13 protein-coding genes are annotated in these 12,814 nt (G+C 56.7%); 6 read left to right on the top strand and 7 right to left on the bottom strand.

Features of this window, described 5'->3' with window-relative positions:
• Positions 1 to 9: 9 nt before the first annotated feature.
• The 3 genes from HMPREF1261_RS05265 to HMPREF1261_RS05255 form a co-directional block, all read right to left on the bottom strand.
• Complete coding sequence (locus HMPREF1261_RS05265) at positions 10 to 1,659, bottom strand: sodium:solute symporter family protein (protein ID WP_023030219.1); 1,650 nt, start codon at positions 1,657 to 1,659, stop codon at positions 10 to 12.
• Positions 1,660 to 1,677: 18 nt separating this feature from the next.
• Entirely contained in the window at positions 1,678 to 2,577 is a 900-nt protein-coding gene (locus HMPREF1261_RS05260) for an aldose 1-epimerase family protein (protein WP_023030218.1), read from the bottom strand.
• A gap of 280 nt (positions 2,578 to 2,857) precedes the next feature.
• Positions 2,858 to 3,313 carry a YdcF family protein gene (locus HMPREF1261_RS05255; RefSeq protein WP_034657929.1) on the bottom strand — a complete coding sequence of 152 codons (456 nt, stop codon included), beginning with the start codon at positions 3,311 to 3,313 and terminating at the stop codon, positions 2,858 to 2,860.
• A 121-nt stretch (positions 3,314 to 3,434) separates the two neighbouring features.
• Here HMPREF1261_RS05255 and HMPREF1261_RS05250 point away from each other — a divergent pair, with 121 nt between their 5' ends.
• Genes HMPREF1261_RS05250 through HMPREF1261_RS05230 form a run of 5 tightly spaced genes read left to right on the top strand, consistent with a single transcriptional unit; the run spans position 3,435 to position 8,752 of the window.
• A complete protein-coding gene (locus HMPREF1261_RS05250; protein WP_023030216.1) occupies positions 3,435 to 4,424 on the top strand; it encodes a LacI family DNA-binding transcriptional regulator in 990 nt (329 codons plus the stop codon).
• Positions 4,421 to 5,971, top strand: coding sequence for a sugar ABC transporter ATP-binding protein (locus HMPREF1261_RS05245; protein WP_023030215.1), 1,551 nt, complete (start codon positions 4,421 to 4,423; stop codon positions 5,969 to 5,971). Before HMPREF1261_RS05250 ends, HMPREF1261_RS05245 begins: the two co-directional genes overlap by 4 nt.
• Positions 5,972 to 5,980: 9 nt before the next feature.
• On the top strand, positions 5,981 to 6,922 hold the full coding sequence (locus tag HMPREF1261_RS05240) for an ABC transporter permease (protein ID WP_023016865.1): 942 nt from the start codon (positions 5,981 to 5,983) through the stop codon (positions 6,920 to 6,922).
• 10 nt (positions 6,923 to 6,932) lie between these two features.
• Complete coding sequence (locus HMPREF1261_RS05235) at positions 6,933 to 7,847, top strand: substrate-binding domain-containing protein (protein WP_023030214.1); 915 nt, start codon at positions 6,933 to 6,935, stop codon at positions 7,845 to 7,847.
• A complete protein-coding gene (locus tag HMPREF1261_RS05230; RefSeq protein ID WP_023030213.1) occupies positions 7,844 to 8,752 on the top strand; it encodes a ribokinase in 909 nt (302 codons plus the stop codon). The genes HMPREF1261_RS05235 and HMPREF1261_RS05230 overlap by 4 nt, the downstream gene beginning before the upstream one ends.
• An 18-nt stretch (positions 8,753 to 8,770) precedes the next feature.
• Here the strand turns inward: HMPREF1261_RS05230 and HMPREF1261_RS05225 are convergent, their stop codons facing one another.
• The 3 genes from HMPREF1261_RS05225 to HMPREF1261_RS05215 all read right to left on the bottom strand — a co-directional run bounded on the left by HMPREF1261_RS05225 (position 8,771) and on the right by HMPREF1261_RS05215 (position 11,662).
• Complete coding sequence (locus HMPREF1261_RS05225; RefSeq protein WP_023030212.1) at positions 8,771 to 9,634, bottom strand: endonuclease domain-containing protein; 864 nt, start codon at positions 9,632 to 9,634, stop codon at positions 8,771 to 8,773.
• Between the two features lie 298 nt (positions 9,635 to 9,932).
• Entirely contained in the window at positions 9,933 to 10,433 is a 501-nt protein-coding gene (gene purE / locus HMPREF1261_RS05220) for a 5-(carboxyamino)imidazole ribonucleotide mutase (RefSeq protein ID WP_005277415.1), read from the bottom strand.
• A gap of 20 nt (positions 10,434 to 10,453) precedes the next feature.
• A complete protein-coding gene (locus HMPREF1261_RS05215; protein ID WP_051142518.1) occupies positions 10,454 to 11,662 on the bottom strand; it encodes a 5-(carboxyamino)imidazole ribonucleotide synthase in 1,209 nt (402 codons plus the stop codon).
• On the opposite strand from HMPREF1261_RS05215, the gene budA reads away from it, so the two are divergent.
• On the top strand, positions 11,648 to 12,379 hold the full coding sequence (gene budA / locus HMPREF1261_RS05210; RefSeq protein WP_023016860.1) for an acetolactate decarboxylase: 732 nt from the start codon (positions 11,648 to 11,650) through the stop codon (positions 12,377 to 12,379). The two genes, HMPREF1261_RS05215 and budA, sit on opposite strands and share 15 nt — an antisense overlap.
• Here budA and HMPREF1261_RS05205 read toward each other — a convergent pair.
• A complete protein-coding gene (locus HMPREF1261_RS05205) occupies positions 12,357 to 12,797 on the bottom strand; it encodes a membrane protein (RefSeq protein WP_034653800.1) in 441 nt (146 codons plus the stop codon). The genes budA and HMPREF1261_RS05205 overlap by 23 nt on opposite strands.
• Positions 12,798 to 12,814 lie beyond the last annotated feature (17 nt).

Here is a 12,814-nt window from a genome sequence, read left to right as displayed (position 1 = left end):
AGCTACTCCTTAGGCGAAAATGATATTGAGGCCGACGGCCATGGCGAGGCAGATAATGCCCAATGGGACAGTTTGCTGGTACCACGGCAGGGACTTTTCGGTGTAATCCTCGAAGTGACCCTTTGGGGTAACGGAAGAAACAAAGCCCACGAGCTCGCTGTCCGGTTTGGGCTGGGTACACATGCTGACGATGATAGAAACGAGGATGTCCACGACGAAAGCGACACCCGCAGCGACGAACGCAGTTCCCTGCCCCGGAAGATTAATGGCATCAGTGAAGGTAGCTACGTACCAGAACGCGATCGCTGAAGCCGTACCAGCAACCAAGCCCGACCAACCGGCGTGCGGAGTCATCCGCTTCCAGAACATGCCCAAGATGAACGTGGCGAAGAGCGGCGCATTAAAGAATCCAAAGAGCGTTTGCAGGTAATCCATGATATTGCCAAAGTTTTTCGCCAACAACGCGGTGAAAATCGCAATCGCCGTCGCCGCTACCGTAGCCCATCGCCCGAACTTGAGGTAATAATCGTCCTCGCGATCCTTGACCACGTACGTTTGCCAAATGTCATAAGAAATGACCGTATTAAACGCCGAGATATTGGCGGCCATACCAGCCATGAAGGATGCCAGCAGACCGGCAATAGCCACGCCCAAAAGGCCATTGGGCAATAAATCGCGCATTAGCAGCAAAATCGCATCGTTCGGCTCGGCGCGTTCTTCCATCAGGTCTGCGACCGATACGGAAGCCACCATGCCGGGGATGACCACCAAGAACGGGATAAACATCTTGGGGAAAGCACCAATGATCGGGGTCTTGCGGGCCGCAGAAATGGAATCCGAAGCCATTGCTCGCTGCACTTCTACGAAGTTTGTGGTCCAGTAACCGAAAGACAGCACAAAGCCCAAACCCAGGACGATTCCGATGACCGACCACACGGGGTTTTCGAAACCGGAAATTTCCGTGCCCGGCCAGGTGTGGAAGTGCGATTCTTCAGCCACGGCATCCTTCAAACCGCTCCATCCACCAACCCGGTTAAGGCCGATGATGGTCAGTGGCGCTAGTGCAGCCACGATGACAAAGAACTGCAATACCTCGTTATAAATCGCTGCCGATAGGCCACCTAGCGTGATGTAGGACAGCACGATAATCCCGGCTACCAGCAGAGATACCCACATCTGCCATCCCAGCAAGGCTTCTACGATGGTGGCTAGAAGGTAGAGGTTCACTCCGGCGATAAGCAGCTGCGCGATGGCGAAAGAAATCGCGTTGACCAAGTGTGCTGCGTTGCCAAAGCGTTTGCGCATAAACTCTGGAACCGAGCGGACCTTGGAGCCGTAATAAAACGGCATCATCACGATGCCAAGAAATACCATGGCGGGAACGGCACCGATCCAGAAGTAGTGCATGGTCTGGAAGCCATATTCGACACCGTTGGCGGACATACCGATAATCTCCACCGCACCCAAGTTGGCAGAGACAAAGGCCAGCCCAGTTACCCAGGCCGGAAGTCCCCTACCAGATAAAAAGAAGTCAATGGAGTTTGAGACCCGGGCCTTTGCCGCCCAGCCGATGCCCAAAACGAATAGGAAGTAAATGGCTACCAACAGGTAGTCCACCCATGAGGCATCCAGCCTCAATACGGATTCAGCTGTTTCCATCGCTGACCTTTCTCGATTTTATTTTTCTACGGCAGACAAATGTAGGTTAAAAACTTGCGGTTTCCCCTGCTTTAGTCGCACAAGATCTATCCCACTGCGCAAGGCATTAGGTGGCGCACTCATAGGTTCAACTGCCAAGGCCTTGCCCGATGGTGCTACATCGCGGGGAAAATTCTCCGGTGTATACAGTTGCACCCACTCCAAACCAGGATCCATCTCCAGACGAACCCCACGGCCCTGAGCGGTATAGTCCGCTACAAGCGGGCCGTGTCCGTGAAAACAGTCATCCCAGTTCACACGGTCCAGCGGTGTGTCCACCAACTTCGCCGGGCGCACCTCACCGGTGGGCAGGTTTCTTTCACCCAGAAGGTGGTGCTCATCTACATTCAGGTTGAGCACGCACTCGTGGGTGGGCGCACCCTGCGCAGACAAGTAAAGGTGAAGCCCATAAGCAAATGGAATCTCCTCGGCGTGCTCGGTCACGGCCTTCACATGAGAATGCAAGCCGCTGTCATCCACGGCGTAGGTGGCCACTAGCTCTACAGTCCACGGCCAGCCATTGTGGGGCCCAATGCTAAAAGTTAGCGTGACCTCGTCTTTATGCTGTTCAACTAGCTTCCACCAGTTCACTGCAAGCCCATGAATAGCGTTATTGCGCTCTGGTTCTGTAATGCCCAGCTGGTAGTGCTCACCCTGCCAGGTGAATTGACCGTCTTCGGTGCGGTTAGGCCACGGCGCCATTACCACCCCGGCCATCATCGGGGGCTTGTCCTTATAGGTTTCTAACAGCGGCCGTCCCCGAAAGGTCAGGGATTTCACGCCGCCGCCCCATAAGGCAATTTCGGCTAAGTAATCGCCATGAGAGATGCTGACGCACTCAATGTCGGCGCGCTCTTCATTCGATGTATAACCGGTCATATTAACGACCTTTCTGGCTATAACGTGTGGTTGAAATCAGCTTAAGATCTCGCGCAAAATCAAGTCAATCGTTTGCACAACCCTCTCCTTAAAAGGAGCATTTGGCCAGCTCGGCCACTGCAAGATTGACCCATTTCAGGGCTACCGCGGTGTACATACCCACACCGTTGCGTACCCACATGCCTGAGATTGATTTTTACCTCTCCCCCAGAAAGCGAGGAATACTGGCCTCCCAGCAGTCCAAGCCAGACGAGATCACCCCCTACACAATCGCTTCCCACTACTTGCACAGTCGCCGCCACAGGATGCGCGCCGCGGAATGCGGGGTCGCCACAACCTCGCGCAGGTAATTGCTCGGCATCGCTAGCCACGGCGTGCGTGCGGGGTGAACGTTTATCGCAATGCCCAAATGCCAGGCCCACAATGTGGTGCGCAGCGCATGGAAATCGTTGGTAACTACCTGCAACACGTCATCTGGTGCGAGGCCGTGCGCGTTTTCTAGGTTCTCATTTGTGCTGGTAGCGGCTGGTTCCACGAGCACATCTGCAGGATCCACACCCCGCTGAATTAGGTACTCAGCCATCGCGCCCGCTTCCCCGCGGCCAGAGACGATGACCGTCTGCCCAGAATAGAGTTCGAGCGCCTTATCCAAGCGAGACCGCAGCATGGCGCCCGGATAACCGTGGGTGACACGGGAGCCCAATACAAGGAGCGGATCGCGCTGGAGATTTTCCATGATTATTAGCTTAGACCGGCGGGAACCCTTGACACCCATAAGAGTCAAACCGTAGAGTTAAAATAATCGTGCAAACGATTGCACACTTAGTCGTTTATTCCCCATCTATGAGGAGCTCGGCATGGCTACAACCACTCTGAAAGACGTCGCCGCGGCTGCTGGGGTGTCCATTTCCACCGCCTCACGCTCGTTGGCGGGAAATACCTCCATTTCAAAGGCCACGCGGACCCGGGTTCAAGACGTCGCCGAAAAGCTTAATTACAGGCCCAATGCTCAAGCGAGGGCCCTGCGCAGCGCACGCTCACACGCCATCGGGCTCATCATTCCCAACCTGGATAACCCCTACTTCGCCGCCATGGCAGCAGCGGTGGAAACAGAAGCAAACGCCCAAGGCATCGCCACCATCATTACCAGTTGCGGGGAAGATCCGGAACGCCTAGTGACAGCACTGGAAGCATTGGGACAACGACGAGTCGACGGCATCATCGCCGTACCACTCGCTGGAGCAAAGGATGCCCTGGCGCAATCGCAGGAACAACGCCCCCTCGTTCTCATTGACCGCGAACTCGACTCGCTGCCAGCCGTGGTTTCGGACCCCTCCCTTGGAATCAACGACGCCGTGGCCCAACTCAAGGACAAAGGCCATACCAAGATTGGTTATCTCTCAGGGCCGCAGGAAACATCTACTGGTCGCCAGCGCCTCGAAGTGTTTAAGCAGGCCGCTCAGGGAATGGATATACACATCCACCAAGGCAACTTTCGGCACAAGGAAGGCTATAAGGGCGCCATCGAACTGCTGCAAGCAGAAGTCACCGCAATTGTTGCCGGGGATTTCATGATGACTGCCGGCGCATTAGAGGCCTGTCATAACGCCGGTAAATCCATCGGCCAAGAAGTAGCGCTCGTTGGTTTCGATGATTTTATCTATCTGCGGTTTCAAGCAGCCCCAATTTCCGTGGTGGACCAAGATGTCGCCTGCATGGGCCGAGCCGCCGCTGCTGAACTCATCGCATCCATCGAAAACAAGCGACACCCCCAAGGAAAAATCCTTCCTACCCGCTATATTCCGCGGATGTCCACAGCCCACGAGGTGCAGGGAGAAAACACATGAGCGATACCGTCCTCAAACTCGACAACGTTACTAAGTCCTTCGGACCAGTCGAGGTCATCAAAGGCGTAGATTTAGACGTACGCTATGGGCAGATTCAAGCCCTCCTCGGTGAAAATGGTGCCGGGAAATCCACACTCATCAAGATGATCGCAGGCGTACACGAGCCGGATTCAGGACGAATCCTCATTGATGGATCCGAGGTAAAAATCCCCGATACTAAAGCCTCCGAAGCGCTTGGCATCGCCACAATCCATCAAGAGCTCAACCTCGTTCCCACGATGTCTGTGGCAGAAAACATCATGCTCGGGCGGACGCCGAATAAGTTTGGCCTAGTCAACAGAAAACACCTCAAAGCACAAGCTAAAGCAGCATTAGACCTCATCGGCTTGGACGTTGATTTAAATCAACCGGTAAGCGAGCTGGGCATCGCCAAGCAGCAATTGGTAGAAATAGCCAAAGCCCTATCGATGAATGCGCGCATCCTCATTCTTGATGAGCCAACCGCGGCATTGACGGGCAAAGAGGTCGATGCCCTTTTCGCGGTATTAGAGGACCTTAAAGCCAAGGGCGTCGCGATGGTTTTTATCAGCCATCACCTCGATGAACTGGCGCGAATCGCAGAAACCATCAGTGTGCTGCGAGACGGCGCCTTCATCGCTGAAGTCCCCGCTGATACCGAAAAGGACGAGCTGGTGCGCCTCATGGTTGGCCGTGAGATTGAAAATCAGTATCCGCGAAAAGCTTCGGCTCAGCCTGGCGAGGCACTGCTTGAAGTTAAAAACCTGTCCTCCGAAGGCGCATTTCACGATGTCTCGTTTGAAGTGCGCGCCGGCGAAGTGGTCGGGCTGGCCGGCCTTGTGGGAGCGGGCCGTACCGAGATTATCCGCGCTATCGCCGGTGCGGATTCGTATGATTCGGGCACCATATACGTCGCAGGAAATGCTTTACCCAACGGTGATATCAGTTCCTCTATCGCTGCAGGGGTAGGCCATATTCCGGAAAACCGTAAATCTCAGGCCTTGATTCTCGATGCCTCAGTATCCGACAACCTTGGCCTTGCCACCCTGTATCCCACGGCAAAGGCAGGGCTCGCAGACCGCAAGGGGCAACACCAACGGGCCGGTGAGGTTGCCGAAACCCTTCGGATCCGTATGGCCGGGCTGGACCAACCCATCCGTGATCTCTCGGGTGGTAACCAGCAGAAGGCTGTGTTCGGCCGGTGGGTACTGGCCGGCTCCAAAGTCTTATTGCTTGATGAACCAACTCGCGGCGTCGATGTTGGTGCAAAGGTAGAAATCTACAACATCATCAACGAAGTAACTGCAGAAGGCGGAGCAGTACTCATGGCTTCCTCTGATCTGCCCGAAATCCTCGGTATGTCTGACCGCATCCTCGTAATGTCCGGTGGCCAACTGGTGGGACAGCTACCCAAGGATTCCACTCAAGACGAGGTCATGGCACTTGCCGTTTCCAACGTAGCTGCCGCTACGGAAGTCTCCGCAGTCAACACCGAATCCGCCACACCACCTTCCGCCTCTACAAAATAAGGAATACTCATGACCAAGAATCGCATTGCCAACTGGGCCATGAATAATGGCGCGCTCGTGGGGCTCATCGCCTTGTGTATCGCGCTCTTTATCGCCACTCCCTATTTCCTTACGGTGGCTAACCTCCTCAACGTAGGTATTCAAGCTGCCACGGTGGCCATCTTGGCCTTCGGCATGACTTTCGTCATCGTCACTGCAGGCATTGACCTTTCTGTTGGCTCGGTGGCGGCCTTGGGAGCAATGGTTTCGGCCTACATGTTCTCCAACGCTGGGCTTCCCGGCTGGCTTACTCTGCTTATCGGTTTGTTCGTCGGTGCGCTCGCCGGTGCTATCTGCGGTATGGCCACTGCTTGGGGAAAAATTCCCTCTTTCATTGCAACTCTGGCCATGATGTCCATCGCCCGCGGCATCACTCTTGTAATTTCACAGGGTTCGCCCATCGAAACTGCACCCACAGTTAACGCTTTCGGCGGTGACGTATTCGGCTTCCCTGTTCCCATCATCATGATGGTCATCGCTGGCGTTATTTGTTGGTTTATCTTAGAGCGCACCGTCCTTGGCCGTTCGATGTATGCCATTGGCGGAAACCTTGAAGCCGCGCGCCTGTCTGGTCTACCAGTAAGGCGTATCCAAATCGCAGTATTCGCGCTTTCCGGATTTTTCGCCGCCTGGGCAGGAATGGTTATGGCGGGCCGCCTTGAATCCGCACAGCCACAAGCCGGAACCGGCTATGAGCTAGATGCTATTGCAGCCGTTGTCATTGGTGGTGCCTCCCTTTCCGGCGGACAAGGCAAAGCCACGGGCACACTCGTTGGCGCCATCCTTTTGGCCGTGATTCGCAACGGATTGAATCTGCTCAATGTTTCTTCTTTCTGGCAGCAGATTGTCATCGGCTTGGTCATCGCCCTAGCCGTGGGCTTCGACGTATTCCGTAATAAGACCGCGAATTAGGCAGGAGACCATGAAGAAACTTTTAGTCTCACTTATCGTCCCAGCACTAGCGTTGGGTCTAGCCTCGTGCAACCGCTCCGAGGAGGATCGAAACCGCATCACCCTGTCCGTATCGACGCAAACTAATCCATTCTTCGTAGAATTACTCCACGGCGCGCAGGATAAGGCCAAAGAGCTCGACGTTCCCCTCGATATCCAAGATGCCTCCGATGACCCGGCTCAACAGGTCAATCAGTTGGGAAATGCGACATCCATGGGCGCAAAAGTGGTGGTCATTAATCCCACCGACTCTGATGCCGTCGCCCCCGCTGTACGCAGCATCAAAAATGATGATGTGCCAGTCATCGGAGTCGACCGAGACGTCAATGGCGTGGAACTAGATTCCATGGTGGCTTCTGACAACGAGGCCGGTGGCGCCCAAGCGGCGGATAAACTCGCAGAATCTATCGGCGAAGAGGGCGAAATTCTCATCCTGCAAGGAACTGCTGGTACCTCTGCCTCGCGCGAACGCGGCAAGGGGTTTGAGGAAAGGATCGCGCAGTACCCGGGCATCAAGATCGCCGGCAAACAGTCCGCGAATTTCGACCGCACTGAAGGCCTCAACGTAACGACCAATCTGCTGCAGGCGAACCCGAATATCAGCGCCATTTTTGCAGAAAACGATGAGATGGCTTTAGGAGCTGTTGAAGCCCTCGGCTCCAGAGCCGGCAAGGAAGTCAAAATTGTTGCCTTCGATGGCACTTTTGACGGACTCAAAGCCGTGAAAGATGGCAAGCTGGAAGCCACAATCGCCCAGCAGCCTGCCGAGCTTGGTGCCCGAGCAATTGAACAAGCAGCAGCGCTTCTGCACGGCGAGAGCGCAGAAAAGAATGTCCCTGTTGAGGTTATTACCGTCACCAAAGACACCGTGGAGGATTTCCAATGAGCAAGCTAACCGTCGTCGGCTCCATCAATGCTGACCTCATCGTCCATGCCGAGCGCCACCCCCACCCCGGCGAAACCCTGCTGGGCTCTGGCGGTGAGATTCTAGCTGGCGGCAAGGGCGCTAACCAAGCGGTCGCCGCCGCGCAATTGGGCGCCAATGTAGCTTTCGTCGGCGCGGTCGGCTCCGATCCCTATGCCGAGCCCGCCATGCACTACATGCACAGCTCCGGCATCGATCTCAGCGCGGTGGAACAGTCCGATACCACTACTGGTTTGGCGGTCATCACGGTCTCCGCCGATGGCGAAAACACCATCGTCATCTCCCCCGGCGCGAACGCTCTTGTCGATGCCCCCTTCGTCACCGCCCGCCAATCCACCATCGCCGATGCGGACGTGGTCCTGCTCCAGGGCGAAATCCCCGCCTCCGGTTTCAAAGCTGCTGTCGATGCCGCCCAAGGACGCGTAGTCGTCAACCTCGCCCCGGTCATCGAGGTGGACCGCGACGCCCTCCTGCAGGCCGATCCCCTCATGGCCAACGAGCACGAGGCCGGCCTCATCCTTGAGCAACTGGGCCTTTCTTCCACCGGCACCCCGCGCGAGCTCGCCCACCGCCTCGTCTCCGCCGGCTTTAAATCGGTGGTGCTGACCCTCGGGGCCGAAGGCGCCTACGTGGCAACGCCCGAATCCAACACGGACATCCTCACCCCACAGATCACCGCGGTCGATACCACCGGCGCCGGCGATGCCTTTGCCGGAGCATTTTGCACCAAGCTCCTTGAAGGCGCCGCGCTTGTCGATGCCGCCACCTTCGCCGCCCGCGTCGGTGCCTTCGCCGCCACCAGCGCCGGCGCCCAGCCGTCGTATCCCACGACCTCTTCGAGGTTGCCAGAGGTCACGCAGAAATAGAACTGTGTTCGGTGGTATCTAGCCGTAGATTGGTTCGGACTCAAATCCGGCAAGAATCCAATGCCACTGCCACACGGGCTTGTGAACGTGCGACGTGAAGTTGGTGCGGTCCTCGTCTGCTTCGATTATTTGCTGTACTACATCAACTAAGTGGTGCTTCACGCAGCTTCCCGAGTACCGCAACACCGTATAGCCTTTCAACGCAGCGTTATTTCCCTTCCATCGGTCCTTAATGAAGGTCCCTAGGTCTTCAGCCTTGTGGTAGTCGTAACCATCAATCTCTACCGCCACCTTACCCACCACAATGTCCCACAGGTACGGACCGATTTGGTGGTTAACCTGCACCTTTTTACCGCGCTTCTGCAATGCGCGGGTCACCTTTCTCTCCACTTCACTATCGGCACCGATGGCGGCCTTTTTCACCAATTCTTTAACCCTTGCTGGTACCCGAGAGATAGCGCCCCGTTCCTTCTCTAGGGCTTGTTTCCCGCGTCGCGTCTGATAGCGCGCTTCTAGCATCGCCACCGCGTCCGCTTCGCTTACTTCTCCCGCAGCCAAAAGCGGATTCTGCACGGGAACGCCTTCATGGCTAAAGGTCGTTGTCTGACGCGTACGCTGCACTTTTAACCAAGTGGAGTTGGCTAGCGGGTGCTCGTAGGCACAATGCAGCGGAAAGGTCAGTTCCTTCTTGGAATAGAGCTCAACCGCAGATTTCCCCGCGAGCATTATTCCAGGCCATTTTTCATGCACGATGCGAGCAAGCTCGAATGGCGTAGGTTTCCGCCACGTATACAGCCCACGGCGAATTTTAATTATCTTGCCGCTGGCCAGACCGGACCTCAGTTGCCTTTGATTCAACCCCGATACTAAAAGTTCCTTCATCTACTCCCCCTCGGAGCACTTACGCCCCGAGTGGAAGTGTAAGTGAGGCAGCGCGGACTCGCAGGGCCACGTGCCACCGACCTCAGCCCTGAGGCGTCCATAATAACCGCGTTCCTCTAAAAATCAGGCCGAAAAATGAAGAAACGCGGTTGTTTTGAACGCAGCGCCGCCCGATGAACGCCCTAGGAGCCAGGAAACCTACGCAATCATACAAAAATGTCCAAAACAACCGCGTTCTTATAAAAATCGGGCCCAAAATTGGAGAAACGCGGTTGTTTTGGACACGGCGTGCTAGTGACTACTCCCCTAGCAGCTTCGAGCGCAGGTTCTTATCCTTTTGCTCAACCTCGTCCGCCATCTGTTCTTGGTAGGCAACCATCTTGTCTTGCAATGCGGGGTCGCCGGCACTCAAGATGCGGGCGGCTAGCAAGCCAGCATTCTTCGACCCTCCGATGGACACCGTGGCAACGGGTACGCCGCTGGGCATCTGCACGATGGAAAGAAGGGAATCTAGGCCATCGAGATCTTTAAGTGCGCGCGGAATGCCGATGACGGGCAGCGGGGTGGCCGCCGCGACCATACCGGGCAGATGTGCAGCACCGCCGGCGCAAGCAATGATGGTCTTCAGGCCGCGGGAGTGCGCGCCCTTGGCATAGGCCAGCATCTTTTCTGGGGTACGGTGAGCGCTGACCACGCCAACCTCAAAGGGGATGCCGAAGTCCGCGAGGACCTGCGCAGCCGGTTCGACGGTGGGCCAATCCGAGTCTGAGCCCATGATGATTCCTACCTGCGGTTCCATAATGTCCTTTCTAGAATTGGTTAAGCCCAGGTCGCGTGCATGAGAAAGTGCGCAGCTTGGCCAGCAGCATCGCGGGTCTCCTCAAGAGAAGTACCAGCGACATTGACGTGGCCGATCTTACGGCCAGCGCGGTGGTCCTTGCCGTACAGGTGAATCTTGGCGTGTGGGTAGCGTTCCATGACCTCGCGAACACGCTGCGGCATAGGCATCTTGGGATCTGCATCCGCGCCGAGCACATTGGCCATAACGGTCACCGGGGCAAGGGCGTCCACCGCACCCAAGGGCAGGTCGAGTACGGCGCGCAGGTGCTGTTCGAACTGCGAGGTCACGCAGCCATCCTGGGTCCAGTGGCCGGTATTGTGCGGGCGCATGGCCAATTCATTAACGGAGATATCTTCGCCACCTTCACCGTTGAAGGCGAAAAGCTCCACGGCCAGCACGCCGGTCACGCCAAGGGATTCGGCAATGCTTAGCCCCAGCGCAGAGGCGCGTTCGGCCAGCTTAGGCGAGAGATCGGGCGCGGGCGCGATGGCCTCGGCACAGATGCCGTTGGCCTGGCGGGACTGGGTAATGGGCCAGACCTTGGCCTCACCGGATGGGCGGCGCGCTACCAAGATGGATAGCTCGCGGGTCAGATCCACTTTCTCTTCGGCCATGAGCGGCGTGCCGGCATCTAATAGCTCGGCAACGAGGTCATCGAGATCAGCATCCGAAGGGAACCACACGCCCTTGCCGTCATAGCCACCGCGGCAGGCCTTGAGGCAAACGCGCCCGTCTACGGCATCGAAAAAAGCGCGGGCATCAGCAACGGATTCGATGGCGCTAAACCGCGGAACGGGCGCACCCAGAGCGGAGAGCTTTTCGCGCATGTCCAGCTTGTCCTGGGCATAGCGCAGGGCGCTGGGCTGGGGCTGGACGTTAAAGGAGGCATCAATAAGCGCAGCGGAATGCTCATTGGGCACATGCTCATGCTCGAAGGTAATGGCGTCCGCGCCGCGTGCTGCTGCGAGCAAATCCTCGTAGTGGTGGTAATCGCCCACCACAATATCCGGGGTGACCTGCGCGGTAGCAGAATCCGGGCTACCAGCAAGAATCCGCAGATGAATATCGAGTTCCGCGGCGGCAGGCTGCATCATGCGCGCCAACTGACCATCGCCACAGACAGTTACAATAGGTTTTGAGACACTCACGCACACAATATTAGCTTGGATACCATGTTTACCCGTCATTCGATCTTCCAGAACTCCCTCATGAGCGCCCTCCTTGATGGCATCTATGACGGCGAGATGACCATTTCTGAACTGCTAGGAAAGGGCAATTTTGGCATCGGTACCTTTAACGGCCTCGATGGTGAAATGATCATTCTGGACGGGACCTGCTACCAACTGCGCGGCGATGGCTCCGCGCGGGTAGCGGACTTGGACCAGCAGACTCCTTATGCCGTGGCCACTAACTTTGTGCCTCGCATTCTTGTCGATGCCCCACGGGGCCTGCGCCGCAACGAGCTTTCCGCCTTCATCGACGAGGTGGAGCCTTCCGCCAACTACATGTACGCCGTCCGCATCACGGGCAGGTTTTCTGAAGTCTCAACGCGCACCGTGGTTAAACAAACCAAGCCCTATCCCCCAATGACCAAGGCGGTCGGCGGCGATAAAGAGATGCTCTTTAGCGATGTCGAAGGCGTCATCGGCGGCTTCCGCACTCCCGTATACGAGCGCGGGATTTCGGTGCCCGGCTGCCACGTGCACTTTATCGACGCCGCGCGTAAGTCTGGCGGACACGTGCTGGATTACACCGTGGATGAAGCGAAAATCGAGCTCTGCCCCGGTTCCGATCTAGAACTGCGCCTGCCGCTGACCCAAGAATTCGGCCGCGCAAACCTCGCGCCGGAGGATCTTGATAAGCAATTGCACTCCACCGAGGTTAAAACCAGGGGCGATCATTAATAATCTCCGCCACCTGCTTTGACTTGGCTACGGTGGGAAAATACATGGCTCTGTCCCAGCCGTTGAGCGCAATGGAAATACCGCCGCGGCGCTTGCGGGCGCCGCGAATATCTTCCAGCGGGATCGAATCGATGTGGCGTCCTTCCCGCACGATGACGCGGCGGTTGGTCACGATGAACCGCTTGCGGCGGGCCTTATATAAAGGAATAAGGAAGCGCCACGTGCTCAGCCCAGCCCACAAAACGACGAGTCCATTGCGCAGTATTGGTTCTACCCCCTCGGCATCGCACCAGCCGATGGCAATCCACAGCACGCCCGTAATGAGGATGAGCTCCAAGAATGGGAAAACGAGCGCGCGAAACGGCGCGGACACGTCCGCGCGCTTAACCTCGCCTTGGCCCATCTTCATCAATCCCATAGCCATGGATAGTACCA

It is taken from the genome of Corynebacterium sp. KPL1818 (genome assembly GCF_000478135.1).
Taxonomy (GTDB): Bacteria; Actinomycetota; Actinomycetes; order Mycobacteriales; family Mycobacteriaceae; genus Corynebacterium; species Corynebacterium accolens.
The sequence above is the reverse complement of the archived record's forward strand: the minus strand, read 5'-3'. Positions and strand labels throughout refer to the sequence as shown.

Excerpts from the sequence above, each read along its gene's own strand:
- HMPREF1261_RS05265 (WP_023030219.1), bottom strand. The coding sequence starts at position 1,659 with ATGGAAACAGCTGAATCCGTATTGAGGCTGGATGCCTCATGGGTGGAC.
- HMPREF1261_RS05260 (WP_023030218.1), bottom strand. The coding sequence starts at position 2,577 with ATGACCGGTTATACATCGAATGAAGAGCGCGCCGACATTGAGTGCGTC.
- HMPREF1261_RS05255 (WP_034657929.1), bottom strand. The coding sequence starts at position 3,313 with ATGGAAAATCTCCAGCGCGATCCGCTCCTTGTATTGGGCTCCCGTGTC.
- HMPREF1261_RS05250 (WP_023030216.1), top strand. The coding sequence starts at position 3,435 with ATGGCTACAACCACTCTGAAAGACGTCGCCGCGGCTGCTGGGGTGTCC.
- HMPREF1261_RS05245 (WP_023030215.1), top strand. The coding sequence starts at position 4,421 with ATGAGCGATACCGTCCTCAAACTCGACAACGTTACTAAGTCCTTCGGA.
- HMPREF1261_RS05240 (WP_023016865.1), top strand. The coding sequence starts at position 5,981 with ATGACCAAGAATCGCATTGCCAACTGGGCCATGAATAATGGCGCGCTC.
- HMPREF1261_RS05235 (WP_023030214.1), top strand. The coding sequence starts at position 6,933 with ATGAAGAAACTTTTAGTCTCACTTATCGTCCCAGCACTAGCGTTGGGT.
- HMPREF1261_RS05230 (WP_023030213.1), top strand. The coding sequence starts at position 7,844 with ATGAGCAAGCTAACCGTCGTCGGCTCCATCAATGCTGACCTCATCGTC.
- HMPREF1261_RS05225 (WP_023030212.1), bottom strand. The coding sequence starts at position 9,634 with ATGAAGGAACTTTTAGTATCGGGGTTGAATCAAAGGCAACTGAGGTCC.
- purE (WP_005277415.1), bottom strand. The coding sequence starts at position 10,433 with ATGGAACCGCAGGTAGGAATCATCATGGGCTCAGACTCGGATTGGCCC.
- budA (WP_023016860.1), top strand. The coding sequence starts at position 11,648 with ATGTTTACCCGTCATTCGATCTTCCAGAACTCCCTCATGAGCGCCCTC.
- HMPREF1261_RS05215 (WP_051142518.1), bottom strand. The coding sequence starts at position 11,662 with ATGACGGGTAAACATGGTATCCAAGCTAATATTGTGTGCGTGAGTGTC.
- HMPREF1261_RS05205 (WP_034653800.1), bottom strand. The coding sequence starts at position 12,797 with ATGGGATTGATGAAGATGGGCCAAGGCGAGGTTAAGCGCGCGGACGTG.